The sequence below is a fragment of the Antarctobacter heliothermus genome, assembly GCF_900188425.1.
GTDB lineage: Bacteria > Pseudomonadota > Alphaproteobacteria > Rhodobacterales > Rhodobacteraceae > Antarctobacter > Antarctobacter heliothermus.
In genome coordinates, this window is sequence record NZ_FZON01000018.1 from 48796 (window position 1) to 71052 (window position 22257).

Below are 22257 nucleotides of genomic sequence, written 5' to 3' on the forward strand. Positions count from 1 at the left end.
TCTTTGACCACTGGCCCGGGCGTTCGCGCCCGGGTTTTTTCGTGCAGCGGTTTTGATATGCTGATCATTGCCAAGGGGCCTGTCATCCGCCGTTGGCTGCGCTAAGATTGCGTATCTGTGGAGGGTCGTGACAGATGCCGAGTTTGATCGCATTGCTCTTTTCGGCGGCCTTCCTGATTTGGGCGGCGGTGCCGGTCATGGCCAACCATGGCAGCCTGTCCGATCCCTGCATGGAAATCTGCATGGACTGCGGTGCATCCGATCCTGCCAAGCAAGACCACGACTCGATCTGTGGCGCATGCCCTGTGATCGGGTCCATTTTACCCGACTCCTTGGGGCTGCCGGTGTCGGTAGAGCATCGTGCCGTGCCTGCCCTGCCGGGGCGGCTACTGGTTGCAGAGCCAACTCTGGTGTCCGATCCTCCGCCTCCGCGCGGCTGACAAGGAACGTGGCATCCGAAGGGGGCCAATCTGTCAGACACACTTGGAGACCTGTATGAAAACCGGATACATTCTGGCCGGTGCGCTTGCCCTTGGGGCCGCCGCCGCCGCCTATCAGTTCACCTCACCGGGCAGCGTCGACGCCCAGACACCCGCCGCGGCGGGGGCACCTCTGGCACAGGTCAAGTTGCCGGAAACACTGTCCGCCAATGCGCAGATCGGCAAGAATGGCTATGACGCCGTTTGCGCAGACTGCCACGGCGAAAACGCTGACGGGCGCAAAGGTATGGGGCCGCCGCTGGTGCACAAGATCTATGAGCCGTCTCACCACGGCGACGAATCGTTCCAACTGGCGGTACAGCGCGGCGTGCGCGCCCACCATTGGCCGTTTGGTAACATGCCCGCGCAACAGGGCCTGACCCGCGCCGATGTCAGCGCTATCGTCGCCTATGTGCGTGAGATGCAACGCGCCAACGGCATCAACTGACCGCAGAGCCCGAGAAGCAGAGGCATGTGAAAGGTGAGGAGCGGGGTCAGCCCCGCTCCGTCTCGCGGCGCAGGCGTTGACGGGCGATGGCCTCGTTCTTTTCGGCTTCGCGGTTGTCGCTTAGCGCGGCCTCGACAAAGTTCAGATGCGCCTCGACGGCGGTGCGCGCTGCGGCGGGATCGCGGGCCTGCAACGCATCGTTCACGGCGCGGTGCTGTTCCAGCAGGGTGTCGCGCCTCGTGCGTTGCTTGAACATGATCTGGCGGTTGTAGAACACACCTTCGCGCAGCAGTTGATACATCGACCGCATCATGTGCAGCATGATGACGTTATGGCTGGCCTCGATGATCGCCAGGTGGAATTCCGCGTCCAGACCCGCCTCTTCGGTCGGGTTGCGCTTGGTGTGTGCGGTTTCCATCTTGGCAAAGACCGCTGCAATCACCGCAAGATCGCAGTCGGTGCCGTAGATCGCAGCGCGTTCTGCGGCCAGTCCTTCCATGTCGCGGCGGAAGGACAGGTAGTCGAACACGGCTTCGTCATGGTTTGCAAATAGCTGGATCAAGGGTTGCGAAAAGGCGCTGCCCAGAACCTCTGTCACAAAGATGCCCGCGCTTGCGCGGGAGGTCAGCAGGCCGCGTGCCTGCAATTCCGCCACCGCTTCGCGCAGCGAAGGGCGAGAGACGCCCATCTGTTCCGACAGGTCTCGCTCGGACGGCAAGCGCTCGCCCGGGCGCAAAACCCCGCGCAGGATCAGCTTTTCGATTTGCCGAACGACGGCATGCGAAAGCTTTTCGGATTGGACTTTTTCGAACGGCATGGTGGTTCCTTCGCACGGTAAGGGATTTTTACCAAAACCACGGGGGTCTTACCACCGCGTCAGCGCCGCTTCGTCCTCATCCTTGGCGGCGACCCATGTGCCGGTTTCCGCGCAGTATTCCTTTTTCCAGAACGGCGCGCGGGATTTCAGGTAGTCCATCAGGTATTCCGCCGCCTCGAAGGCATCCTTGCGATGCGGCGCGGCGGTTGCGACCATCATGATCTGTTCGCCCGGCTCCAATCGGCCAAAGCGATGAATCACCAGCGCGTCGCCCAATGACCAGCGATCAATGGCCTCAACCGTGATCTGTTCCAGCGCCTTTTGGGTCATGCCGGGGTAGTGTTCGATCTCCATGGCCTGCAAGCCGCCGCCTGGACGGTCGCGCACGATGCCAGTGAAGGTGACAACAGCCCCCATGTCGTGACGCCCGGCGGCAAAACCGGCGGCCTCTGCGCCAAAGTCAAACGGGGCGTCCTGCACAACGATGCGCATGGCTCAGCCCCCCGTCATCGGCGGGAAAAAGGCCACCTCGCGGACACCGGCCAGCGGCGCGTCGAAATCGGTCAGTTCCTGATCGACGGCCACGCGCAGCGCGCTCAGATCCTCGAAGGCGGCGGCGTAACGGTCTTCGCGCGCGCGCAACTCGGCAACCAGATCGGCCACGGTTGTGGCCTGGGTCTGGACCGTTTCGCGCGGCAGCCCAATGCGTTCACGCACCCATGCGAAATACAGCACGTCCATCACTTGTCCTCCCTCAGATGCGGCAGAGCCTTGCGGAAGTAATCCCATCCGGTGATCAACGTCAAAGCCGCCGCCAGCCAGAGCAGAGCCAATCCGCCGTTGCCGGACCAGATCATGCCCTGCAATTTCCAGCGCAGGCCAAATTCGTCGGCGCGTTCGCCGTCAAGAATCTGACCGATGATCTCATCGCCCATCCCCATACTGGACATCACAAGGTAGTGTTCAAAAATACCCTGTGCAAACAGCACCGCAATGGCGACCATCTGCGCGGTTGTCTTCCACTTGGCCAGCTTGGTCACCTTCAGTGTGCCCGCCGTGTCACCCAGAAATTCCCGCAACCCCGAGACAAAGACCTCACGGAAGAGGATCATGGTCGCTGGCAGAACAAGCCACGGGGACCATGACGAAAATCCGACGATGACCATCAGAGCGATGACCACCATCGCCTTGTCGGCAATCGGGTCCAGCATGGCGCCCAGTTTGGTTTCTTGTTGCCAGCTGCGGGCCAGATGGCCATCCAGCCAATCGGTCATGGCGGCCCCGGCAAACAGGATCAGCGCCGCCCAGTCGGCCAGTGGGCGCGAAAAATAGAGGAACATCACCGCAACGCCGGGCGCGGCGAGCAGGCGCAGGATGGTCAGGAGGTTGGGCAATGTGAGTTTCATCGACGCCTTCCTAACCCGTTCTCCGAGGAGGGGGAAGGCTTGCCGAAAGGAGTCGAAAGACCCAAATTGATCGGGATGGCAATGAGGTGTCTATGCGTGAAGCATTGTTTGCCCTGCTGGTTCTGGCGGGCCCTGCCATTGCGCAGGATGATATGATGGATGGCCCGGTGGATGGCCGTTGGGCCCTGCAACGGATCGGCGATGCGCCCTTTGCGGCGCGCGCGGAGCTGGACCTGTCACAGGCCGGGCGCGTGAGCGGCTCTGGCCCGTGCAACGGGTTCTCCGGACGGGTGGAGGGCGATTGGCCCAAGATTTCGGTGGGCCCTCTGCGGTCGACCCGGCGGGCCTGTCCGGAACTGGGGCAGGAGCATCTGTTTTTCATGGCCTTGCAGTCCGTGCAGCACGGCGCGATGCGTGAAGATGATCTGGTGCTGACCGATCCCGCAGGCCGCGAATTGGTGTTCATCCGGCTGCCCGCGCCCTCAGACGAGTGATCAGCGCCGATCGCGCGGCAGGCAGTGGCTTATCGCGCAGGTCCGGGGCCAGACGGTTTTCCATGAAAAACCCGGTTGTGGCCAAAGCGTCGAGGATTTCCGTGTCCTCGGCCTCTCCCTGTCCCAGTAGGATCGGCGGCAGAGGCAACAGGCGGTCGGCCCAGTCACCGGCGGCGATGGACGTCACCGCACGGCCGGTCTTGGGGGAAACAAACGCCAAGCCCTCTGTTGCGCCGGTGACGGCGCAAGAGGTCAAATCAAGGCCAAAGCCCATTTCATCCAGCAGGGCGAGTTCCCACTGCAGATAGGCAAGCGGCCAGAGATCTGGGCGGTCGAGCAGGTCCAGCAGCACCTCTGAGCGCTGGTAGAGCGCGGGGTGCGGTTCTCGTTCCGGCAGGCAGAACGCCAGCAGCGCGGTCACCGCATTGAGCCCCGCCAGCGCCACCCGGTCGCCAAGCGCCGCCGCAGCGCGCGAACGTTGCGGTTCCGCAGTGTAGCTGCCGATGTGATCCTCCAGCCGTGCGCGCCATGCCAGATCCAGTTGCGCGCCGGGTTGCAGATGCGGTGCCAGTTTGCGCGAGGTTCCGCCGCGCAGAACGCCCGCGTGACGGCCATGTCCGGGCGTGAACACGTCGAGGATCAGCGACGTTTCGCCGTGCTTTTTCGTGCTGAGCAAGATGCCGGTGTCGCGCCAGTCCATGGTTGCAGGATCGGGATACGGGCATGCTTTGGCAAGCGGTGATCCAGCGGAGCAGCCTGCGGCTGCGCTGTTTGTCTCGGCCCCTTGCGGGGCCTCGGGGGGTGAGTATTTGGACCAGGAAGAAGCCTGCAGGTCAGGCGAGAGAGGGATCGTCGAGCAGGTGGCGGCCTTGTCTGTCCTCAACCTCTATCACCCAGAGGTCGGGGTCGAAACGGCGTTGGCGGGTGATCGACTCGTCGACATCGCGTTCGGCACCCTTGGCAAGGTCGGTCCATTTACGGTCGCCGGTCATCAAGTCGAAGCCACGGGTAAAGGCGCGGGCCTGTCCGTCGAGCGTGTTCAGCTTGACCAGAACGGCGCCAGCATTGTCATCGCCATGGGCGATGACGAAAGCAGGGATATCCATCAGACGCAGCCGGGCGAGGTAGGCATCAACCCAGAAACGCGCGGTGAGGCGTACCATGTCAGGCGTTGCCGTCTTTGAAGTTCAGCCCCATTTCCGAGTAGCGTTCTTTTTCTTCCAGCCAGTTTTCGCGGACTTTGACTTGCAGGAACAGGTGGATGGGGCGGCCAAGGAATTCTGTCAGTTCCTCACGCGATGCCTTGGAGATTGCCTTGATCGTCTCGCCCTTGTGGCCAAGGATGATGCCCTTGTGGCCGTCGCGGGCGACATAGACGATCTGATCGATGCGGGCAGAGCCGTCTTTGCGCTCTTCCCAGTTCTCGGTCTCGACCGTCAGTTGATAGGGCAGTTCCTGATGCAGGCGCAGGGTCAGCTTTTCGCGCGTGATCTCAGCCGCGATCATGCGCATGGGCAGGTCGGCGATCTGATCTTCGGGATAGAGCCATGGACCTTCGGGCACTTCGGCGGCGAGCCATGTGCGCAACTCGTCAATGCCGTAGCCTTTTTCGGCGGAGATCATGAAGGTCCGGGCAAAGGCGAACCGGTCGTTCATGTCCTTGGTCAGGGCCAGCAGGACGGGGGCCTCGACTCGGTCGATCTTGTTGATGGCAAGGGCGATCTTGCGTCCCTTGGGCAGGTCGGCGAGCCCTTCGAGGATGCGTTCCACCCCTTCGGTCACGCCGCGATGGGCCTCTATCAGCAGGACGATCACGTCCGCATCCGCAGCCCCACCCCAAGCGGCGGCGACCATGGCGCGGTCCAGCCTGCGGCGCGGTTTGAACAGGCCCGGCGTGTCGACAAAGATCAGCTGGCTGTCACCGTCCATGGCCACGCCGCGAATGCGGGCGCGGGTGGTCTGCACCTTGTGGGTGACAATGCTGACCTTGGCCCCCACCATGTAGTTGGTGAGCGTGGATTTGCCCGCATTGGGCTCTCCGATCAGGGCGATGAAACCGGCGCGTGTGGTCATAGGGGAATCCGGAGATGGGCCAAGGAAAAACGTGTGTTAGGGGATTTGCGGCGTCAAGGCCAGCGAAATTCCTAGCGGTGCCGTGGTGTGACGCTTGTCTGACCGTGCGCGCGTCTTTCGCGCAGCAGCGAGTAGATCCCCGCGCCGACGATCAGCGCCGCCCCGGCAAGGGTCATTGTATCGGGGCGTTCGCCAAACAGGGTGTAGGCCAGGATCAGAGCCACGATCAGGCGGCTGTAGCGGAAGGGGGCGACGACGCCGACCTCTCCGGTGCGCATGGCAAAGGTCATCGCGGTGTAGCCCGCAACGCCGCACAGCGCGGTGCCGCAGATCAGCGCGGCGGCCCAGGGTGTCGGCAGGGTCGGGGCACCGGGTTCAAAGGCAAGGATCACGAGGCCCGCGACACTGACCACGGCAAAGCCCAGCACCCCCAGTTGCGCCGCGTGGACATGCATTGGCGCGGTGCGGGTTGCCAGATCGCGTCCGGCAAAGCCGATCATGCCAAGCAGGGCAAGGACAGCGTTCGCTTCGATCCCGGAAGGCGAGGGGCGCACGATCAGCAGTACGCCCAGAAACCCCACGGCCATGGCGGCCCAGCGGCGCGGGCCGATGCGTTCCTTTAGGACAACCGCCGCGCCCAGCATGACAAACAGCGGTGCGGCCTGAAGGATGGCCGAAGTGGTCGACAGCGGTGTGTAGGCAAGACTCAGCGCAAAGAAGAGACGGCCCGTGATCTCAAACGCAGTGCGGACAAGTAGCCCGCGGCGCAGGTAGTCGCGCGTCCAGACCGGCACGCCGCTCAGACGGGCGTAGAGGGCGTAAAGTGCCATGGCCAGCAACCCGAATTGTAAGGTGCCCATTCCGGGGGTGATCCCGCCAGAGCCGGTGGCGGATTTGAAAAAGGCATCCTCGATTCCGAATCCCAGCATGGCGAGGATCATGTAGAGCGCGCCGCGCTGGTTGTCTGTCATTGGGAACTCCGGTGAGCGGGGACAATTCATGTTGGTGGCGGTTGACAGAGCGGACAAGTTTATCGGCAAGCCCTTTGCATCCTGCGGGGTTATCTGATTCTGTTTGATGTCAGACAGAGTTTCAGGAGACTGACTTTTATGAATGAATTTGGGGGCCTGCTAACAATTATCCTGGTGGTTTTTGTGATTGCGATTGTCCAGAGAGTTAAACGAGCGGCGCGAGCGGCGAAACGGGGTCGTGATTCCTGGTCCTCGCCGAGGGCCACTTCGACCGCACCATCTAGCCCTTCGACGCAAGAAAATGTTGAGGTTGCAGATTGGGTGGCTCCGGTTACAACCCAGCCCTTTGATCCAGACGATGATGTAGAGGTTGAAGAGCCCCCGGTGGTCATAGAGGGGCCAGCCTATGTCGTGGACGGAGATACAGTCGTGGTTAGGAAGACGCAGATCCGGCTGTATGGCATTGATGCACCCGAAATGAACCATCCTTTTGGGAAAAAGGCCAAATGGGCACTAATTCGGATGTGCAAAGGGCAATCTGTGCAGGCCGAAATACTCTCTCAGGATGCCCATGGACGCACTGTCGCTAGATGTCATCTGCCGGACGGACGCGATTTATCTGCGGAGATGGTGAAGCAGGGGTTGGCGATTGATTGGCCGAAGTTTTCAGGTGGGGTTTATTCCAAGTTTGAAATCCCCAACGCCCGAAAGAAGATGTGGTTGGCCGACGCGCGCCAGAAAGGGCGGATGCATGTCTGGGAAGCCTTCGAAAATCGCCAAGCCGAAAAAGGTGTCAAGAATTCGTGAGTTCCTCCAATAGCGCCTTGGCGGCCATCTGCTCGGCCTGCCGTTTCGATCCTGCCGTGGCCTGCGCCGTCTCACCCGATGGCAGCCTTGCCTCGATGGTAAAAACGGGCGCGTGGTCCGGTCCGCTGCGCCCGGTTTCGACATACGCGGGCGGCGGCAGGCCGCGTGCCTGTGCCCATTCCTGCAGGCTGGTCTTGGCGTCCTTGGCGTCTTCGTCCACGCCGTCGATCCGCGCGCCCCAGAGGCGCAGGATCAAGGCTCGCGCCACGTCAAAGCCCGCATCGACATATACGGCTGCAATCACCGCCTCCATCGCATCGCCGAGCAATGCCTGCTTGCGCCGCCCGCCCGACAACTGTTCCGAGCGGCCCAGTTTCAACGCGTCCCCCAGCCCAATCTCACGCGCGACATCGGCGCAGGTCTCTTTGCGCACCAATGCGTTGAAGCGTGGCGCAAGCTGGCCTTCGGCGGCGGCACGATCCCGTTCCAGCAGCGCCTCTGCCATGACCAGACCCAGAACACGGTCGCCCAGAAACTCCAGCCGCTGGTTGTCTTCGCGTCCCGGACCCGAGCGCGAGGCGTGTGTCACCGCGCGCAGCAGCAGGCGCGGGTCAGCGAAATGATGGCCCAGCGCGCCCTGTAAAGTGGTCAGTTCTGCGGATAATTTCATTCGACAGTCCTCAGCACGCGCCCGTCGCGCCCTTCACGAGAATAGAGCACCAGACGGACCCGGCCCGCAACCGCCGCAACCGGGACAAGGCCGACGCCTCCCGCACTTTGCGCGATCCGGCTGTCCAGTGAGTTGTCGCGATTGTCTCCGAGGACAAAGGCAAACCCCTCGGGGATCTCTACCAAGGCAGTGAAATCGGTGGCCATGCCCCCGACATCGAGCACAGTGTAGGACGGGCCGCCGGGCAATGTTTCGATTGCGGCTAGTTTGCTGCAAATGTCACCTTCGATCACCGGCGTGACGCATAGAGGGCGGGTGCCCATTGCGGTGGCGCGATAAGGTTCGGTCCAGTCCGGGGCTGTGGCCTGCGGCACCGGAGTGCCGTTCAGGATCACAAGGCCGTCCCGCATCTGCACCGTGTCACCCGGCAAGCCGATCACTCTTTTGAGAAAATCCTGCCCCGAGACCGGATGACGGAAGATCACGACATCGCCGCGCCGTGGGGCTGCGAATCTGCGGGTGGCAAGCACATAGTCACCGGGTTGCAGGGTTGGCGACATGCTGCCTGTCGGGATGATGAAGGGAGCCCAGAGTGCCCGGCTGGCCATCAACGCGACCAGACCCCAGACCAGTGCGCGACCACCACGGTTGAACGGGCCCGGAGCGGCCTCGGGTCGAGTGCGGCGCGCCAGCATGACGATGACAAGGATCAGCGACAGCAGCGGGACCACCAGCGCCCACATCCATTTGCCGGACCAGCCCATGGCGCGCAACCGCCGACGGGCATGGCCAAAGAACAGCATGATCGCCAGCGCCGACACCAAGGAGATGCCGGCCCCCGCAATACTGAGGGGCGGCGCCTGAGTTTGTGCCGCCACCAGCCCCGCAACAGGGATGACGGCCAGTGCAAACCGCCCGCGCCCTGTCAGGCCGTGCCAGTGCAGTGCCTCGCGGACAAAGCCCATGGTCGTTGGCTCAGTCGATCTTTTCAAAGAACCGATCGCCGCGCCATGTCCAGAAGTACAGCATCGAGCGGCCCGCCGATGAGAACATCACCCGGTCGGCCCGGCCGATCAGGTTCTCATAGGGGACAAAGCCCACGCCGTTGGCGATGCTGGGAACGCGACTGTCAGAGGAATTGTCCCGGTTGTCCCCCATGAAAAAGTAGTGGCCTTCGGGGACCGTATAGATCGGCGTGTTGTCCGATCCCTGCATGGAAATATTCAGGATAGAATGGCTGACCCCGCCGGGTAGCGTCTCGATCAGCTTTTCCTTGATGCAGGCGGCGCCGTCACCAACCGTGCCATTGGCACAGCGCGGCCGCAGACCCTGCGGCCCTTGCGGGGCGGCGAGCTCTTCAAATGTGCCGTCCGGGGTGATTTCGACCGGTTGGCCGTCAATGTGCAGCACGCCGTTGCGCATCTGTATACGCTCTCCCGGCAGGCCCACCAGTCGCTTGATGAAGTCGCGCCCGGAAACCGGGTGACGGAACACCACCACATCGCCGCGCTGCGGTTCACCGCCGAACAGGCGCTTGTTGTCGCCGTCGGCCCAACCGCACAGATCCTGCGCGTCCACGTTGATGCCGATGCGCGGAATGATGACAGAGGGGCAGGAGGCGTAGGAATAGCCATAGGCCATTTTGTTCACAAAGAGGAAATCGCCAATCAGCAGCGTGTCCTTCATCGACCCCGATGGAATCCAGAACGGCTGAAACAGGAGGGTTCGAAAGACGCCGGCGATCAGCAGCGCGTAGACAATCGTCTTGATGGTCTCCCAGAGACCGCCTTTTTTCTCTTCGGTTGCCATATGGCGAGCCCCTTGCCTGTCGTTCCGCCGTTTCATGGGCGGCAGGGCAGGGCGTGTCAAGGCGGGAGGTCCCGCCGTTGACCGGATGGCCGGGTGGACCTTACGCTGCGTCAGTGATTTCCAAGCCGGAGTAATTGCGGTGATTCGATTTTGTTTGTTGCTTGCCTTGCTTCTGGCGGGTTTGGGTGTTCAGGCCCATGCCTAGGACGCATGTGACTTCCGGCTGGACAGAACCAAGCAATTCGAAGCCACCTTCAAACAACTCCTTCTTGACGAGGCAGAGCAGGCTGGGGGCCTCTGGCAGCCTATTCGCAGGGCCCAGAAAGAGGTCAAGGATCTGGCGCGATTTGTCGGGCGGTTGGATGTTTGCCTGCGGACGTCCGATGGGCGGCAGGTCGAATACCTTGATCCGGTCGGCGGGTTCAGGGTCAAGAGTGACAAGTTCGTCGGACTCTGCACGGCCACCCTTTTGCCCGACAACCAGCTGATCACGGCCCGGCACTGCTATTTTGATGACCGTGTCGCCGCGTTGGGATTCACCGAAATCGAGGCAGTGAAGGTGCACTTCGACTTTCGTCAGGTGGACTTCATTGGCGATGTCCAAAGCTTTGATGTGTTGCCTGTCGAAGTTGCTTCTGTCACGGACGTTGATGCGATTATCCTGCAAGTCAACGGCGACGCCAACGGAGCGATGGGCGGGCATATTCCACTGATTTTTCAAACGCGAACACAGCCGCGGGATGCACTGTTGATGATTCATCACCCGATTGCCCAGCCCACGCAGTTTTCCTCGGGCACCTGCGCCGTGGCCAGAGAGCAATCGGACCTACCGGATCATGCCCCCAACCTGCGGCACATGTGTGAAACTTTCGGTGGGTCTTCGGGCGCATTGATTCTGGATGCGGATGAACGCGTCGTGGTGGGCCTGCATCAGGGCACAGATGTGAAACCCGATGCCCGGGGCAGGCTGGACGGGTTCAACATCGGGTTCAAGTTTGACCCGGTGAACTTGGCGCTGGGACTGGCCTTCGAGCCGCTAAACGTGGTCGAGGGCAGGCTGGACGGAGTCCTGGCGCTGCGGGGACTGGACCGGAAAAGGACCGTTCTGGAAGACGTTGCATCGCGTTATCCGGGCACAAAGGTGGCGGCAAGGGCCGCGGGAATGTTGCAGGCATTGCCCGAACGGGACATCGACTCCGAGGCGCTTGCGGCGCTGGAGGCGGTCGGGAAGATCGCCGATCCTGCGCGACGAAAGGCGGCGCTGGATCAGGTCGGGCGTGACTTTGACGGCACGCAGGCCGCGCGACAGGCCAAACGCCTGCTGGCGCTAATGCAGCCCAAGCAGAAAACGCGCGACGAACATGCGACCGACTGGCTCGTATTGGCTCTGCAGATCACCGATGACGCCTGGCAGCGTGCACTGCTGGAGGCAATCGTGTCGGAGTTTGACGGGACGGCGGCGGCCGGGAGCGCGGCGGCCATGCTGGCGAAGATGGCTGTGGCCAATCGCGTACCCAAACAGGTGGTTGAGCCCAACCCCTCAATCGGCCCAATTGTGGCGATGACTGTCAAACAGGATGGGTCCGGCGATTTCCGCACCATCGCTGATGCGGTCAAGGCAGCTGAACCGGGCGCACGGATAGAGATTTACCCCGGCACCTATCAAGGAGGTGTTGATGTTGACAAAGCTCTTGACCTTGTCGGGATCGGAGATCGGGACAAGATCATCTGGGAGGCCAAGGACGATGCTGTCATCCATTGGACTGCCGGGTCCGGCCGCATCGCCAATCTAAGCCTGCGTCAGTTGGGCGGAAAATTCCACAGCGTCAATTTTGACGGCGGCTCTGCACTGCTGGAAGACTGCGATCTCACCTCGCTGGGGTGGGCCATTGTGGCAATCCACAAAAGGGCGGATCCAGTGCTGCGCGGCAACGTGATACACAATGGAAAGCAGGGAGGTGTCTTGGTTTTTAACAAGGGCCGTGGCCTGCTGGAGAAGAATGAGATCTACGGCAATGGCCTTGCAGGGGTTTCTATCAAGACCGATGCTGACCCGGTGCTGCGCGGCAATGTGATCCGCGATGGAAAGCAGGGAGGGGCCATGATCTATGAAAGGGGCCGTGGCCTGCTGGAGAACAATGAGATTTTCGGCAATGCCTTTTCTAACGTCGAGATCCGAATAGCGGCGGATCCGGTGCTGCGCGGCAATGTAATCCGTGGTGGTAAATACAGCGGCGTCTTTATTCACGACAAGGGCCGTGGCCTGCTGGAAGAGAATGAGATCTACGGCAATGCCCAAAATGGCGTTTCGATCGGGTCCGAGGCAGATCCGGAACTGCGCGGCAACGTGATCTCTGGCAATACCTACCATGCCATTGAGATCTATGACGGTGGCAAAGGCACCATCGTCGGCAATGATCTGCGCGGCAACGTGCGTGGCGCGTTTGATGTCGAAATAACGGCCGGCGATGTCATCCGCCGCGACAATCAGGAATAGTCAGCCCTTCAGCCGCGCTTCGATCACCACAAAGGCCTGCGCCCAGGGGTGATCGTCGGTCAGGGTAACATGGATGATCGCCTCGTGCCCCGCAGGGGTCATCGCGTCAAGCCGTTCGCGCGCCCAGCCTGTCACCTCCATTACCGGCTGGCCGGTGTGCAGGTTGCTGACGGCCATATCCTTCCACGCGATGCCCATGCGCAGGCCTGTCCCCAGCGCTTTGGAACAGGCTTCTTTCGCGGCCCAGCGTTTGGCGTAGGTGCCTGCCACATCGCGGCGGCGCTCTGCCTTGTGCTGTTCCACCTCGGTGAAGACGCGGTTGCGAAAGCGGTCACCGAACCGCTCCAGCGTGCCGGCGATGCGGTCGATGTTGGCCAGATCGGTGCCGATGCCAAGAATCATCTGCAATATGTCCCTGCGCGGGTGATTTACTGCGACAAGCCGGTTGAGATCTCACCCGTTGCCTGATTCAGCGTGAAGCGCAGGCTGTACCAGTCGATATCGCCAATGGCCATGTTATAGGCCTGCACCGGCACGGTAAAACTCAGCCCCGTTGCCGGATCATAGCTGGAGGTCAGTTCTTCAAACCTGATCCCGCCAAACCCCATGCCATCCAAACCGATCGTCTTGCACTGACGGTCGCCAATTTCGCTGTAGGGCGGGGACAGAACAAGGATATGCGCCCAGGCGATGGCGGGTTCGATGGTGTCCAGCACCGCCAGCCGCGTCTTGCCGTTGGAAAACGTGCGGGTGTTCTGTTCCCATGGTTCGGCAAGGTTCCACGCGCTCGCCTGCCACTCGCAGTCCGATACAGTGGCAACGGGGTCTTCTTGTGCGGCTGCGAGCGCGGGCAACAGGACAAGGGGCAGGACGGTCAGAAAACGGAGCATCGCGGATCACCAGGGCTGTCTGGGGTTCCGTGAAACCGTAGGCCGATCCGTGTGGCAAAGCGAGGACGGGTTTTCCCGACCTGCCCTAAAAGCCCAGCCGTTGCAGGCGTCCGATCACCTTACGAAAAATCACCGGCGGCAGAATTTCCTGCAACCTGTCGGCGCGCTTTACCTGTTTGTCGATCTGGTCCTGCGAGCCCGGCCGCGGCCTGAACAGGGTGGTGTGGGATTTGCGCGTGTAGTCCCAGGTGGCGGTGTAATAGTACAACGCCATCGACATGCGCGGCTCTCCATCGGGATGGTTCACCGTTTCCGGATTGCCGTGCCATGTATCAGACCCGGTGTTGAAACAGCACATCCGGTTGAAGATCGGGACAAAGCTGTCGACCTGCGCGGTCATGTCGGTGTTCCAGATCTCGAACGATCCGCCGTAGTCCTTTTTCCAGTCCTTGTTCAGGTAAATCAGGATGTTCAGGCGGCGTTCCAGGTTCAGCTTGGCGTTGTGATTGAAATCCGCGTGAATATCCAGATGCCCGCCATTGGCCACCACATGTACACCGCCACCCGCAAAGTACGGATCGGGGATCAACCCGCTGATGCCTGTCATCTCTTCGAGAAAGCGCACAAACGGGCGCGAGTTCAGCACATAGAACAGGTTGCGCGTGTAGGGCGGCAGGCGTTCGGGCAGGTAGCTGGACTTCAGCTTTTCCTGCGGTCTGTCGAACATGGTTTCCGCCTCGGGCAGGGTGCGGATCTCTTGCAGCACGCGGTCCAGAACCTCTTCGGGCAGGAAGTCGTCGAAACAGCCGTAAGGATAGGGCTGGCGGGCTTGGTACTCGGCGCCAACCCGCGCGCCAGCGGCCTTGGCCACAGCGGCGTCGATGGCAAGTGTTTCGGGATCCATCTGGATGACTGGCATGGCGATACCCTTTTCTGACAGGCGCGATGCAGCGTTCATACAGCCCGTTTGCGGCAAGAAAATGGTGACAAACTTATCGAATCCGCGTCAGGCGCGCGCGTCATCCATCAAACGCCGCATCTCGGCAATGGCCGGGCCCAGTCCCAGAAAGATCGCCTCGCCGATCAGGAAATGGCCGATGTTCAATTCCATCACCTCGGGAAAGGCGGCAACCGGCTTGACCGTGTCATAGGTCAGCCCGTGGCCCGCGTGCACCTCCAGACCCAGCGAGTGGGCAAATCCGGCCATCTCGCGCATCCGCTCCAGTTCGGTGTCGCGCTCGTCAAACCGGCCTTCGGCGTGGAGATCGCAAAAGGCACCCGTGTGCAATTCGATCACCTGAGCGCCAATCCGGTGCGCCGCCTCGATCTGACGGCGGTCGGCGGCGATAAAGATAGACACCCGGCATCCCGCCTCGCGCAGCGGTGCGATGAAATGCGCCAGCTTGTTTTCCTCGCGTGCGACCTCCAACCCGCCTTCGGTTGTCCGCTCTTCGCGCTTTTCCGGCACGATGCACACAGCATGGGGGCGGTGACGCAGGGCAATCTTTTGCATCTCGTCGGTGGCGGCCATCTCAAAGTTCAGCGGCACCGTAAGATGCTCCATAAGCGCGTCGATATCCGCGTCCGAGATGTGGCGGCGGTCTTCTCGCAGATGCGCGGTGATGCCGTCCGCACCGGCGGTTTCGGCCAGTTTCGCAGCGCGCACCGGGTCGGGATAGGCGCTGCCACGCGCGTTGCGCACGGTGGCAACGTGGTCGATGTTGACGCCAAGGCGCAAGGGTCCGGCGTTGGGGGTCATGGCGCTCTCCCGATCTGCAATTTGATCAAAAGCTAGATTGGCGACGGCAGAAAGGAAAGTGCGAATTCAGCGCGCGTCCGGCCACTTCTCTTGTCAAACCGGCATCGCCGCCGATCAGCTTGAAGGGCGTCGGTCTGCGAAGCGTGTCCCTTGACACATTGTGTCCACCGAGAACCTTGTATGGGCGATGTCTAAATGCCCAAAAAACAGGCAGGCTGCCTCAGGCTCTGGTTCCTTTGCCCGGACTAATTGAGAATGCCTCGCAATAGCGTTGACTTTTGCGAGTTGGTCGCAATATAGGTTGGATGAAACAGGCTCTCCGGGTGTCTTCTAACGATGCCCGATGTGCGCCATTCAGGAGCCAAAGGCGTGATGCTGACCAAAAGATCCTTTCTGACCGGCTTTGCCGCCACGCCGCTTGCACTGGCAAGCACGCCCATTGTGGCGCAGGGCAAATTGTCCGTAGTGGCCACCACAGGCATGATTGCGGATGCGGCACGGCAGGTGGGTGGCGATCTGGTCGAGGTCAAGGCGTTGATGGGACCGGGGGTTGACCCGCACAGCTATCGTCAGACCCGCAGTGACATCGTGGCCATGGCCCGCGCCGACGTGGTTCTGTGGCACGGGTTGTACCTTGAGGCGCAAATGCAGGACTTTTTGCATGAGCTGAGTGAGCGGGGCACAGTCACCGCCGTGGCCGAAAGCCTGCCGCGCGCATTGCTGTTGGCGCATGAGGACTATGCCGACAAGTTTGATCCGCACGTCTGGATGGTGCCGGATCTCTGGGTACATGTCGTGGAAAATGTGCGCGCGGCACTGGCGGCAGCACAGCCCCAACAGGCAGACGCATTCTCCGCCAATGCCGCCACGCATCTGAATGCGTTAAAGGATTTGGCAGCCTACGCCGCAAAAATCATGGCCACCGTACCGGCAGAGCGCCGTGTGCTGATCACGGCCCACGACGCGTTCAATTATTTCGGCGAAGCTTATGGGTTTGACGTCATGGGCATTCAGGGCATCTCGACCGAATCCGAGGCCGGTTTGCGGCGCATCGCCGATCTGGTGGACGTGTTGGTGGACCGAGACATCGCAGCAGTTTTTGTCGAAAGCTCGGTTTCTGATCGCAACATCCGCGCCTTGATCGAAGGTGCCGCAGCGCGCGGCCACAAGGTGCAGATTGGCGGAGAGCTGTTCTCGGACGCCATGGGGGAACCCGGCAGCTATGTCGGCACTTATATTGGTATGATCGATCACAACGCGACTGTGATTGCGCGCGCGCTGGGGGGGGACACCCCAAAGGCGGGCATGAAAGGATTGTTGAACGGATGACGGACACGCCAGTGACACTTGCCGCCACGGACGGCCGGGCAGCGCGCCTGCCGCAGAAATCCGATGCACCTTTGGCGCTGCGTGGCCTGACCGTGTCCTATGGTGAGAAACCTGCGATATTTTCTGTCGATGCCACCTTTCCGGCGGCGCAGATGACGGCGATCATCGGGCCGAACGGGGCGGGCAAGTCGACTTTGCTCAAGGCGGCGCTGGGCGTGATCCCGCGCCTGTCGGGTGAGGTGACCAGCTTTGGCGAACCGATCGACACCGCGCGTGCCCGCATTGCGTATGTGCCGCAGCGGGCCAGCGTAGATTGGGATTTCCCGACCACAGTGATCGATGTGGTAATGATGGGTCTTTACCGTCAGGTGGGTCTGCTGGGTCGCTTCACCGGGCGTCTGAAATCCCGTGCACTGGCCTGTCTGGACCGCGTCGGAATGGGCGGGTTTGCGGATCGCCAGATCGGGCAACTGTCCGGCGGTCAGCAACAAAGGGTGTTCCTTGCCCGCGCGCTGGCGCAGGATGCGGACCTGTATTTGTTGGATGAACCCTTTGCCGGTGTGGATGCCGCGACAGAGCGGGCCATCATCGAAGTTCTTAAATCGTTGAAGGCCGAGGGCAAGGCCGTGGTCTGCGTGCACCACGATCTTGCCACCGTGCGCGACTATTTTGACCACGTCTTCATGATCAATGTCCGCAAGATCGCCGAAGGCCCGGTCGATACCACATTCACCTCCGAGGCGTTGAACGCCACCTACGGCGGGCGGCTGGCCGCGACGCACATTGACCAGTTGCGGCTGGCAGAAGGCGCGTGACCCCCTTGATCGAGGCGCTGCTGTTGCAGGCAGGCTACAACGCGGCGCTGGTCGCCGTGGGGGCCACCCTGCTGGGCTTTGCCGCAGGTGCGGCGGGGACGTTCCTGTTTTTACGCAAACGCGCGCTGGTCTCGGACGCGGTGGCCCATGCCACCCTGCCCGGTGTCGGGTTGGCCTTTATTATCATGGTGTCGTTTGGAGGCGATGGCCGAAACCTGCTGGGTCTGCTGCTGGGGTCTGCGGTGACCGCCGGTATCGGGCTGCTTGCGGTCGAGTGGATGGCGCGGCGGACGCGGCTGGCTGAGGACGCGGCCATCGGCGCAGTGCTGTCGGTGTTCTTTGGCTTTGGCATCGTGATCCTGACGGTGATCCAGACCATGGGGTCAGGGCGTCAGGCGGGGCTTGAATCGTTTTTGCTGGGATCGACGGCTGGAATGCTGTTTCAGGACGCTGTGGTGATTGCGGTGGGCGGATCGCTGGCCGTGCTGGCGACATGGATCATGCGCCGGCCGATGACGCTGGTGGCCTTTGACGCCGAATACGCGGCAGCCAACGGGGTCAACGTGCCCGCGGTGGACCGGTTGATGATGGGTCTTGTCATGGCGGTGACAGTGATCGGACTGAAAATCGTGGGGCTGATCCTGATTGTTGCCCTGCTGATCATCCCGCCGGTGACCGCGCGCTTTTGGACCGAACGCAGCAATGCCGTGATCTGGTACGCGGGCGCGCTGGGCGGTCTGTCGGGGTATCTGGGCGCAGCACTGTCTGCCTCTGCCCCCGATCTGCCGACCGGGCCGATCATCGTGCTGGTCTCTGCGACGCTGTTTCTGGTGTCGCTGTTGTTTGCCCCCGTGCGGGGACTGGCGGCTGCGGTCCTGCGGCATCGCAGGTTTCAACGTCGTGTGCATCGGCGGCAAGGGTTGTTGGCATTGTCCCGGTCCGAGCCGATCCACGACGAATTGACCCTGCGCGTTCTGCGGGCTGAGGCGTTGATCCGTGCCGACGGCGTGGCCACCGAAACGGGACGCGCGCAAGCGGCCAAGATCGCCCGCGATGAGCGGCGCTGGGACGTCGCGCGGGAGATCCATCAGGATACCGGGCTGACCGGGCGCTACGACGGTCTGACGCCGATCGAGCAGGTCTTTGCCCCGGATGAAATCGCTGAATTTGATCGGCGGATCGGCGGGCCCCGGGCCGTGGCTGGGGGCGTGTAATGGGCAGTGAATTTGTGATGTTTTCGCTGACGCCGATGCTGATCGGGGTATTTGCCTCTGTTGCCTGCGCCTTGCCGGGCAATTTCCTGATTTTGCGGCGGCAGGCGCTGATCGGCGATGCCATCAGCCATGTTGTGCTGCCGGGGATTGTCGTCGCGTTCCTTTTGACCGGAGTGGTCGCGGCCCTGCCGATGCTGCTGGGCGCGGCGGGCGCGGCGGTTCTGGCGGTGATCCTGATCGAGGCGATCAAACGTTTGGGCCGGATAGAGCCGGGCGCCGCCATGGGCGTGACCTTTACCACGCTTTTTGCCGGTGGCGTGCTGCTGTTGGAGCAAAGCGACACCTCCAGCGTGCATCTGGACGTGGAACACGCATTGATGGGCAACCTGGAGTCACTGGTCTGGTTGCGGGCGACGGATTGGTCATCGTTGATGGACCCATGGGCGCTGGCCGGTTTGCCTGAGGAACTGCCGCGCATCGCGGTGGTCTGTTTCGCGGTGATCCTGCTGACGCTGGTGTTCTGGCGCTGGCTGAAGATTTCGACCTTTGATGAGGGATTTGCGCAGGCCCTGGGCTTGCCGGTGGGGATGATCGGCATGGGGCTGGTGATCACGGCGGCGGTTGCGGCGGTTGCGGCTTTTGACGCGGTTGGCTCTATCATCGTGATTGCCATGTTCATTTGCCCGCCTGCCGCAGCGCGGCTGATGACCAACGGGCTGGAACGACAGGTCTTGTGGTCGGTGCTGTTTGCCGTCGTATCGGCTGTGGCGGGGTATGTGCTGGCGGGGTATGGACCGCTGTGGCTTGGTGCAGAGGATGCGGTCAGCGCGGCAGGCATGATTGCCACTGTATCGGGCGCGATTCTTGCATTGGCGTGTCTGTTTGGTCCACATCGGTCGCGTGTGGGCGCCCAAGCCGAGGCGTGACGGCAGCCTGATTTCATCCTATCAAAAGACAGCGCCGTATCGCAAAGGCGATACGGCGCTGTGTGATACTTACAGAGTGATCCGCGTCGTAGCAGGATCGCCGGTTCAGGTTGCCAGTTCAGGCTGCCGGGCGGGCACCGACCACACCGACAGTCACCGCATCGGTAATCTCCAGTGTTTCGTTCTCGGACAGATGCATCAGTTCGGCCAGCCGAGCACGGGCGCGTCCAACGCGGCTCTTGATGGTGCCGACGGCCACGCCGCAGACCTCTGCCGCCTCGTCATAGGCCAGACCCTGCGCACCGACCAGAACCAGCGCCTCGCGTTGGGTGTCGGGCAATTGGTCAAAGGCCACCTTGAAGTCGCGCAGGTTCAGACGGCCATCATGGTCCGGCTTGGTGGCAAGGCTTTCGCCCATCGTGCCGTCCGCATCCTCGACCTCGCGCTTGCGCTTGCGGCGCAGGGAATAAAAGGTGTTGCGCAGGATGGTGAACAGCCATGCACGCATGTTGGTGCCGGACTCGAACTTTTCGATGTTGGTCCACGCCTTGACCAGTGTCTCTTGCACCAAGTCATCGGCGGTGGCCGAGTTTCGGGTCAGGCTGAGGGCAAAGGCGCGCAACGACCCGATATGCTCGGTCAGTTCCTCTCTGGGATCAGGCATCCTTTTCGCCCCCGCCCTTGCGCGTAGACTCGGCGGCTTTGAGTTGGGCAAGAAGGTCGGTGAAGCGGTCAGGGACAGGTTGTTCTGCCATATCATCAAAAGCCTGCCGCAGGTTGCGGTCGATTTCCTCGGCAATCCTTGAATTGATCTTTTTCCGCGTCATCTGTTCTGTCATCTTTTGCCTCGCAGCGCCTTGGTACGGAACCAAAACGCTGCAACCTGCGTTAGGTTCCATACTAACGTCAATAATTGGAGCGACAAGCATGACTGGCCCGTCTTCCCCGGATATGACATCCGCAATCGGTGGCAACCTTCCGTACCTGCGCCGCTACGCGCGGGCCCTGACCGGGCAGCAGGACAGCGGGGACCGCTATGCGGCGGCCGCGCTGGAGGCTATTCTGAACGATCCAGAGCTCTATGATGCCAGTTTGTCCGACAAGGTGGCCCTGTTCCGCGTGTTCCACGCGATCTGGAGTTCGTCCGGCATGCCGGTCGCGGACGGCGGTGAGGTGGGTCTGGCAGCGCGCGCGCAACAGCATCTGTCGCGCTTGACAGAAAATACGCGTGAGGCGCTGCTGCTGCACACGATCGAAGAGTTTTCCATCGACGAGGTGGCGACGATCATGCAGGTCGACAGCGACGAAGCCGGCCAATACGTTGAAACCGCTTTCCTTGAAATGCGCGATGCGATTTCCGGCAAGATCATGATCATCGAGGACGAGGCAGTGATCGCCATGGATCTCGAAGGCATCGTGATGGACATGGGTCACCGGGTGACCGGTGTGGCCCGCACCGAGGGAGATGCTCTTGATCTGGTCACCAAGGAACGGCCGGACCTGATCCTGTCGGACATCCAGCTGGCCGACGATTCCAGTGGTATCGACGCGGTCAACCGGATCATCGAACGTGATGGCGATCTCCCGGTGATTTTTATTACCGCCTTCCCCGAGCGGTTGCTGACCGGCGAGGGGCCAGAGCCGGCCTTCCTGATCTCCAAGCCGTATTCCGAAAACCAGGTACGTTCCGCTGTCAGTCAGGCGCTGTTCTTTGCCTCGACCGAGACGCTGATCCGCTGAGACCCATCACACCGACCACGAAAAGGCCCGCCGGATTGGCGGGCCTTTTTTGTATCGACTGGATGTGTGGGTTTAGCCTTTGGACAGTGCCCGCAACATCCACGCGGCCTTTTCATGAAAGGCGCTGCGGGCGGTTGCCAGGTCTTCAGTCACCGGATCCTTGCGGCTGCCGGCCATCTCGATCAGGGCATGCAGGCGATGTGCCAGCTTTTCGTGGTCGGCGGCCAGTTGTTCGATCATGCCTGCGGTGCTCAGGCCGTCTGTCACGTCTTCGACGCGCGACCGTTTGGTGATGTCATCCAGGCGGGACGGCGCAAGATGGCCCAACGCGCGGATGCGCTCTGCCAGATCATCGGCGGCGGTGAACAGATCCTGATACTGTTCTTCGGTCAGATTATGCACCGAAAAGAACAGCGGACCTTCAACATTCCAGTGAATGGCGTGGGTCTTGAAAAGCAGGCGATAGGTGTCTGCCAGCACGTCCGACAGGCCGCTGGCCAGCGGTCCGATGTCGCGTACTCCGGTCGATACTGAATCTGTGCTTGGGACGACTTTGAGCGAGTCGGTCATGGAAAACCTCCTGATTGCTTGTTCACATAGTCAACGGGGGGGCGGACAAATCGTTCCTGTGAAACGTCACGAATAGGCACATTGCGTTTGCCTCGGGGCAGATGTGGAAACGCCCGCGCAATGGTGCGCGGGCGTTTCCTTAGGTGGTGTCATTCGCGGGTTGGTCAGGCCAGACGGCGGCCAGAGCGCGGACCGGCGATCAGCCAGACGATGAAGCCCAGCAGGGGCAACAGCAACACAAACAGTGTCCAGATCACCTTGCCGCCGGTGCTGGCGTTCGAGTTGACGATGTTGACGATGGCCCAAATGGCGAGACCAAGAAGGATCAGTCCGCCGATGCCTGCAAATTCAATTCCCATTGTGATGTCTCCTCTTGAAAGGTGGTGGTCTGGATCGGAAAGGGTGCCTGCCAGGCGCAGCGGTCATTCGGCCCCGGTCGGTTGTTTGGCGGGGGCCGGTTCTGCGGTTGCGCGGCTGTGGCAGTCGGACAGTGTCCATCTCCTTTCCGGTGCGTGTGATCTGGGAAGTGAACGCAGTAAGTCT

The 22257-nt window shown here is 61.6% G+C and carries 30 protein-coding genes; 10 read left to right on the forward strand and 20 right to left on the reverse strand.

Translation table 11 applies throughout. The annotated features are described in order from the left end of the window. Nucleotides 1-134 precede the first annotated feature (134 nt). Both CHB90_RS26160 and CHB90_RS11255 read left to right on the forward strand, forming a co-directional pair. Nucleotides 135-440 carry a hypothetical protein gene (locus CHB90_RS26160; protein WP_141135854.1) on the forward strand — a complete coding sequence of 102 codons (306 nt, stop codon included), beginning with the start codon at nt 135-137 and terminating at the stop codon, nt 438-440. Between the two features lie 55 nt (nt 441-495). Then, nucleotides 496-927: a c-type cytochrome gene (locus CHB90_RS11255; protein WP_089277969.1), complete on the forward strand. Its 432-nt coding sequence runs from the start codon at nt 496-498 to the stop codon at nt 925-927. Nucleotides 928-973: 46 nt separating this feature from the next. On the opposite strand, the gene CHB90_RS11260 is transcribed toward CHB90_RS11255, so the two are convergent. The 4 genes from CHB90_RS11260 to pgsA are packed head-to-tail and all read right to left on the reverse strand — an operon-like array spanning nt 974 to nt 3150. Further along, on the reverse strand, nt 974-1744 hold the full coding sequence (locus CHB90_RS11260) for an FCD domain-containing protein (protein WP_089277970.1): 771 nt from the start codon (nt 1742-1744) through the stop codon (nt 974-976). Between the two features lie 48 nt (nt 1745-1792). Beyond that, the gene (locus tag CHB90_RS11265) at nt 1793-2236 is read right to left on the reverse strand and encodes a molybdenum cofactor biosynthesis protein MoaE (RefSeq protein WP_089277971.1); all 444 of its coding nucleotides are present in this window, start codon (nt 2234-2236) and stop codon (nt 1793-1795) included. Between the two features lie 3 nt (nt 2237-2239). After that, entirely contained in the window at nt 2240-2485 is a 246-nt protein-coding gene (moaD, locus tag CHB90_RS11270) for a molybdopterin converting factor subunit 1 (protein WP_089277972.1), read from the reverse strand. Next, complete coding sequence (gene pgsA, locus CHB90_RS11275; protein ID WP_089277973.1) at nt 2485-3150, reverse strand: CDP-diacylglycerol--glycerol-3-phosphate 3-phosphatidyltransferase; 666 nt, start codon at nt 3148-3150, stop codon at nt 2485-2487. Before pgsA ends, moaD begins: the two co-directional genes overlap by 1 nt. A gap of 92 nt (nt 3151-3242) precedes the next feature. On the opposite strand from pgsA, the gene CHB90_RS11280 reads away from it, so the two are divergent. After that, nucleotides 3243-3644 carry an META domain-containing protein gene (locus tag CHB90_RS11280; protein WP_089277974.1) on the forward strand — a complete coding sequence of 134 codons (402 nt, stop codon included), beginning with the start codon at nt 3243-3245 and terminating at the stop codon, nt 3642-3644. Here the strand turns inward: CHB90_RS11280 and recO are convergent. The 4 genes from recO to CHB90_RS11300 form a co-directional block, all read right to left on the reverse strand. Further along, on the reverse strand, nt 3613-4344 hold the full coding sequence (recO, locus tag CHB90_RS11285) for a DNA repair protein RecO (protein ID WP_089277975.1): 732 nt from the start codon (nt 4342-4344) through the stop codon (nt 3613-3615). The two genes, CHB90_RS11280 and recO, sit on opposite strands and share 32 nt — an antisense overlap. Nucleotides 4345-4477: 133 nt before the next feature. Then, nucleotides 4478-4807, reverse strand: coding sequence for a DUF1491 family protein (locus CHB90_RS11290; RefSeq protein ID WP_089277976.1), 330 nt, complete (start codon nt 4805-4807; stop codon nt 4478-4480). A 1-nt stretch (nt 4808) separates the two neighbouring features. Next, nucleotides 4809-5717, reverse strand: coding sequence for a GTPase Era (gene era, locus CHB90_RS11295; protein ID WP_089277977.1), 909 nt, complete (start codon nt 5715-5717; stop codon nt 4809-4811). Nucleotides 5718-5788: 71 nt separating this feature from the next. Then, nucleotides 5789-6688, reverse strand: a complete 900-nt coding sequence (locus CHB90_RS11300; protein ID WP_089277978.1) for a DMT family transporter — start codon at nt 6686-6688, stop codon at nt 5789-5791. Between the two features lie 138 nt (nt 6689-6826). Here CHB90_RS11300 and CHB90_RS11305 point away from each other — a divergent pair, with 138 nt between their 5' ends. Next, the gene (locus tag CHB90_RS11305; protein ID WP_089277979.1) at nt 6827-7495 is read left to right on the forward strand and encodes a thermonuclease family protein; all 669 of its coding nucleotides are present in this window, start codon (nt 6827-6829) and stop codon (nt 7493-7495) included. On the opposite strand, the gene rnc is transcribed toward CHB90_RS11305, so the two are convergent. From rnc to CHB90_RS11325, 4 genes are all read right to left on the reverse strand, one after another. Next, entirely contained in the window at nt 7482-8165 is a 684-nt protein-coding gene (gene rnc, locus CHB90_RS11310) for a ribonuclease III (RefSeq protein WP_089277980.1), read from the reverse strand. The genes CHB90_RS11305 and rnc overlap by 14 nt on opposite strands. Beyond that, nucleotides 8162-9130: a signal peptidase I gene (lepB, locus tag CHB90_RS11315; protein ID WP_089277981.1), complete on the reverse strand. Its 969-nt coding sequence runs from the start codon at nt 9128-9130 to the stop codon at nt 8162-8164. The genes rnc and lepB (CHB90_RS11315) overlap by 4 nt, the downstream gene beginning before the upstream one ends. Nucleotides 9131-9140: 10 nt before the next feature. Then, nucleotides 9141-9974, reverse strand: coding sequence for a signal peptidase I (gene lepB, locus CHB90_RS11320; protein ID WP_089277982.1), 834 nt, complete (start codon nt 9972-9974; stop codon nt 9141-9143). A gap of 100 nt (nt 9975-10074) precedes the next feature. After that, nucleotides 10075-10734, reverse strand: a complete 660-nt coding sequence (locus CHB90_RS11325; RefSeq protein ID WP_170941042.1) for a hypothetical protein — start codon at nt 10732-10734, stop codon at nt 10075-10077. Between CHB90_RS11325 and CHB90_RS11330 the strand changes: the two genes are divergently transcribed. Further along, a complete protein-coding gene (locus tag CHB90_RS11330) occupies nt 10726-12471 on the forward strand; it encodes a right-handed parallel beta-helix repeat-containing protein (RefSeq protein ID WP_170941043.1) in 1746 nt (581 codons plus the stop codon). The two genes, CHB90_RS11325 and CHB90_RS11330, sit on opposite strands and share 9 nt — an antisense overlap. On the opposite strand, the gene acpS is transcribed toward CHB90_RS11330, so the two are convergent. The 4 genes from acpS to CHB90_RS11350 all read right to left on the reverse strand — a co-directional run bounded on the left by acpS (nt 12472) and on the right by CHB90_RS11350 (nt 15120). Continuing rightward, on the reverse strand, nt 12472-12873 hold the full coding sequence (gene acpS / locus CHB90_RS11335) for a holo-ACP synthase (protein ID WP_089277985.1): 402 nt from the start codon (nt 12871-12873) through the stop codon (nt 12472-12474). It abuts the gene before it with no gap. Nucleotides 12874-12899: 26 nt separating this feature from the next. Next, nucleotides 12900-13361: a hypothetical protein gene (locus CHB90_RS11340; RefSeq protein ID WP_089277986.1), complete on the reverse strand. Its 462-nt coding sequence runs from the start codon at nt 13359-13361 to the stop codon at nt 12900-12902. A gap of 85 nt (nt 13362-13446) precedes the next feature. Then, entirely contained in the window at nt 13447-14280 is an 834-nt protein-coding gene (locus CHB90_RS11345) for a 2OG-Fe(II) oxygenase (RefSeq protein WP_245823227.1), read from the reverse strand. Between the two features lie 87 nt (nt 14281-14367). After that, nucleotides 14368-15120 (reverse strand): pyridoxine 5'-phosphate synthase, encoded by a 753-nt coding sequence (locus tag CHB90_RS11350; RefSeq protein ID WP_089277987.1) that lies wholly within the window; start codon nt 15118-15120, stop codon nt 14368-14370. A 372-nt stretch (nt 15121-15492) separates the two neighbouring features. Here CHB90_RS11350 and CHB90_RS11355 point away from each other — a divergent pair, with 372 nt between their 5' ends. The 4 genes from CHB90_RS11355 to CHB90_RS11370 are packed head-to-tail and all read left to right on the forward strand — an operon-like array spanning nt 15493 to nt 19404. Continuing rightward, complete coding sequence (locus CHB90_RS11355; RefSeq protein WP_089277988.1) at nt 15493-16449, forward strand: metal ABC transporter solute-binding protein, Zn/Mn family; 957 nt, start codon at nt 15493-15495, stop codon at nt 16447-16449. Then, nucleotides 16446-17264, forward strand: a complete 819-nt coding sequence (locus CHB90_RS11360) for a metal ABC transporter ATP-binding protein (protein ID WP_089277989.1) — start codon at nt 16446-16448, stop codon at nt 17262-17264. Before CHB90_RS11355 ends, CHB90_RS11360 begins: the two co-directional genes overlap by 4 nt. Continuing rightward, nucleotides 17261-18478 carry a metal ABC transporter permease gene (locus CHB90_RS11365; RefSeq protein ID WP_089277990.1) on the forward strand — a complete coding sequence of 406 codons (1218 nt, stop codon included), beginning with the start codon at nt 17261-17263 and terminating at the stop codon, nt 18476-18478. The genes CHB90_RS11360 and CHB90_RS11365 overlap by 4 nt, the downstream gene beginning before the upstream one ends. Further along, nucleotides 18478-19404, forward strand: coding sequence for a metal ABC transporter permease (locus CHB90_RS11370; RefSeq protein ID WP_089277991.1), 927 nt, complete (start codon nt 18478-18480; stop codon nt 19402-19404). The genes CHB90_RS11365 and CHB90_RS11370 overlap by 1 nt, the downstream gene beginning before the upstream one ends. 118 nt (nt 19405-19522) lie before the next feature. Here CHB90_RS11370 and CHB90_RS11375 read toward each other — a convergent pair whose 3' ends face one another. Both CHB90_RS11375 and CHB90_RS26975 read right to left on the reverse strand, forming a co-directional pair. Beyond that, nucleotides 19523-20068, reverse strand: a complete 546-nt coding sequence (locus CHB90_RS11375; protein WP_089277992.1) for an RNA polymerase sigma factor — start codon at nt 20066-20068, stop codon at nt 19523-19525. Next, nucleotides 20061-20333, reverse strand: coding sequence for a NepR family anti-sigma factor (locus CHB90_RS26975; RefSeq protein WP_141135857.1), 273 nt, complete (start codon nt 20331-20333; stop codon nt 20061-20063). The genes CHB90_RS11375 and CHB90_RS26975 overlap by 8 nt, the downstream gene beginning before the upstream one ends. Here CHB90_RS26975 and CHB90_RS11380 point away from each other — a divergent pair. Then, the gene (locus CHB90_RS11380) at nt 20332-21144 is read left to right on the forward strand and encodes a response regulator (protein ID WP_089277993.1); all 813 of its coding nucleotides are present in this window, start codon (nt 20332-20334) and stop codon (nt 21142-21144) included. The genes CHB90_RS26975 and CHB90_RS11380 overlap by 2 nt on opposite strands. Nucleotides 21145-21216: 72 nt before the next feature. Here the strand turns inward: CHB90_RS11380 and CHB90_RS11385 are convergent, their stop codons facing one another. Further along, entirely contained in the window at nt 21217-21714 is a 498-nt protein-coding gene (locus tag CHB90_RS11385) for a Dps family protein (protein WP_089277994.1), read from the reverse strand. Between the two features lie 164 nt (nt 21715-21878). Further along, complete coding sequence (locus CHB90_RS11390; RefSeq protein ID WP_089278014.1) at nt 21879-22067, reverse strand: PLDc N-terminal domain-containing protein; 189 nt, start codon at nt 22065-22067, stop codon at nt 21879-21881. Nucleotides 22068-22257 lie beyond the last annotated feature (190 nt).

Bases quoted from the DNA above. Each gene is read 5' to 3' on its own strand.
- acpS (WP_089277985.1), bottom strand. From the start codon at position 12,873: ATGATTCTTGGCATCGGCACCGATCTGGCCAACATCGACCGCATCGCC.
- moaD (WP_089277972.1), bottom strand. From the start codon at position 2,485: ATGGACGTGCTGTATTTCGCATGGGTGCGTGAACGCATTGGGCTGCCG.
- CHB90_RS11255 (WP_089277969.1), top strand. From the start codon at position 496: ATGAAAACCGGATACATTCTGGCCGGTGCGCTTGCCCTTGGGGCCGCC.
- CHB90_RS11350 (WP_089277987.1), bottom strand. From the start codon at position 15,120: ATGACCCCCAACGCCGGACCCTTGCGCCTTGGCGTCAACATCGACCAC.
- CHB90_RS26975 (WP_141135857.1), bottom strand. From the start codon at position 20,333: ATGCTTGTCGCTCCAATTATTGACGTTAGTATGGAACCTAACGCAGGT.
- CHB90_RS11330 (WP_170941043.1), top strand. From the start codon at position 10,726: ATGATTCATCACCCGATTGCCCAGCCCACGCAGTTTTCCTCGGGCACC.
- CHB90_RS11340 (WP_089277986.1), bottom strand. From the start codon at position 13,361: ATGCTCCGTTTTCTGACCGTCCTGCCCCTTGTCCTGTTGCCCGCGCTC.
- CHB90_RS11325 (WP_170941042.1), bottom strand. From the start codon at position 10,734: ATGAATCATCAACAGTGCATCCCGCGGCTGTGTTCGCGTTTGAAAAAT.
- CHB90_RS11355 (WP_089277988.1), top strand. From the start codon at position 15,493: ATGCTGACCAAAAGATCCTTTCTGACCGGCTTTGCCGCCACGCCGCTT.
- lepB (WP_089277982.1), bottom strand. From the start codon at position 9,974: ATGGCAACCGAAGAGAAAAAAGGCGGTCTCTGGGAGACCATCAAGACG.
- era (WP_089277977.1), bottom strand. From the start codon at position 5,717: ATGACCACACGCGCCGGTTTCATCGCCCTGATCGGAGAGCCCAATGCG.
- CHB90_RS11260 (WP_089277970.1), bottom strand. From the start codon at position 1,744: ATGCCGTTCGAAAAAGTCCAATCCGAAAAGCTTTCGCATGCCGTCGTT.
- CHB90_RS11305 (WP_089277979.1), top strand. From the start codon at position 6,827: ATGAATGAATTTGGGGGCCTGCTAACAATTATCCTGGTGGTTTTTGTG.
- CHB90_RS11375 (WP_089277992.1), bottom strand. From the start codon at position 20,068: ATGCCTGATCCCAGAGAGGAACTGACCGAGCATATCGGGTCGTTGCGC.
- CHB90_RS11280 (WP_089277974.1), top strand. From the start codon at position 3,243: ATGCGTGAAGCATTGTTTGCCCTGCTGGTTCTGGCGGGCCCTGCCATT.
- CHB90_RS11380 (WP_089277993.1), top strand. From the start codon at position 20,332: ATGACTGGCCCGTCTTCCCCGGATATGACATCCGCAATCGGTGGCAAC.
- CHB90_RS11360 (WP_089277989.1), top strand. From the start codon at position 16,446: ATGACGGACACGCCAGTGACACTTGCCGCCACGGACGGCCGGGCAGCG.
- CHB90_RS11265 (WP_089277971.1), bottom strand. From the start codon at position 2,236: ATGCGCATCGTTGTGCAGGACGCCCCGTTTGACTTTGGCGCAGAGGCC.
- CHB90_RS11290 (WP_089277976.1), bottom strand. From the start codon at position 4,807: ATGGTACGCCTCACCGCGCGTTTCTGGGTTGATGCCTACCTCGCCCGG.
- CHB90_RS11345 (WP_245823227.1), bottom strand. From the start codon at position 14,280: ATGCCAGTCATCCAGATGGATCCCGAAACACTTGCCATCGACGCCGCT.
- CHB90_RS11300 (WP_089277978.1), bottom strand. From the start codon at position 6,688: ATGACAGACAACCAGCGCGGCGCGCTCTACATGATCCTCGCCATGCTG.
- CHB90_RS11370 (WP_089277991.1), top strand. From the start codon at position 18,478: ATGGGCAGTGAATTTGTGATGTTTTCGCTGACGCCGATGCTGATCGGG.
- pgsA (WP_089277973.1), bottom strand. From the start codon at position 3,150: ATGAAACTCACATTGCCCAACCTCCTGACCATCCTGCGCCTGCTCGCC.
- recO (WP_089277975.1), bottom strand. From the start codon at position 4,344: ATGGACTGGCGCGACACCGGCATCTTGCTCAGCACGAAAAAGCACGGC.
- lepB (WP_089277981.1), bottom strand. From the start codon at position 9,130: ATGGGCTTTGTCCGCGAGGCACTGCACTGGCACGGCCTGACAGGGCGC.
- rnc (WP_089277980.1), bottom strand. From the start codon at position 8,165: ATGAAATTATCCGCAGAACTGACCACTTTACAGGGCGCGCTGGGCCAT.
- CHB90_RS26160 (WP_141135854.1), top strand. From the start codon at position 135: ATGCCGAGTTTGATCGCATTGCTCTTTTCGGCGGCCTTCCTGATTTGG.
- CHB90_RS11385 (WP_089277994.1), bottom strand. From the start codon at position 21,714: ATGACCGACTCGCTCAAAGTCGTCCCAAGCACAGATTCAGTATCGACC.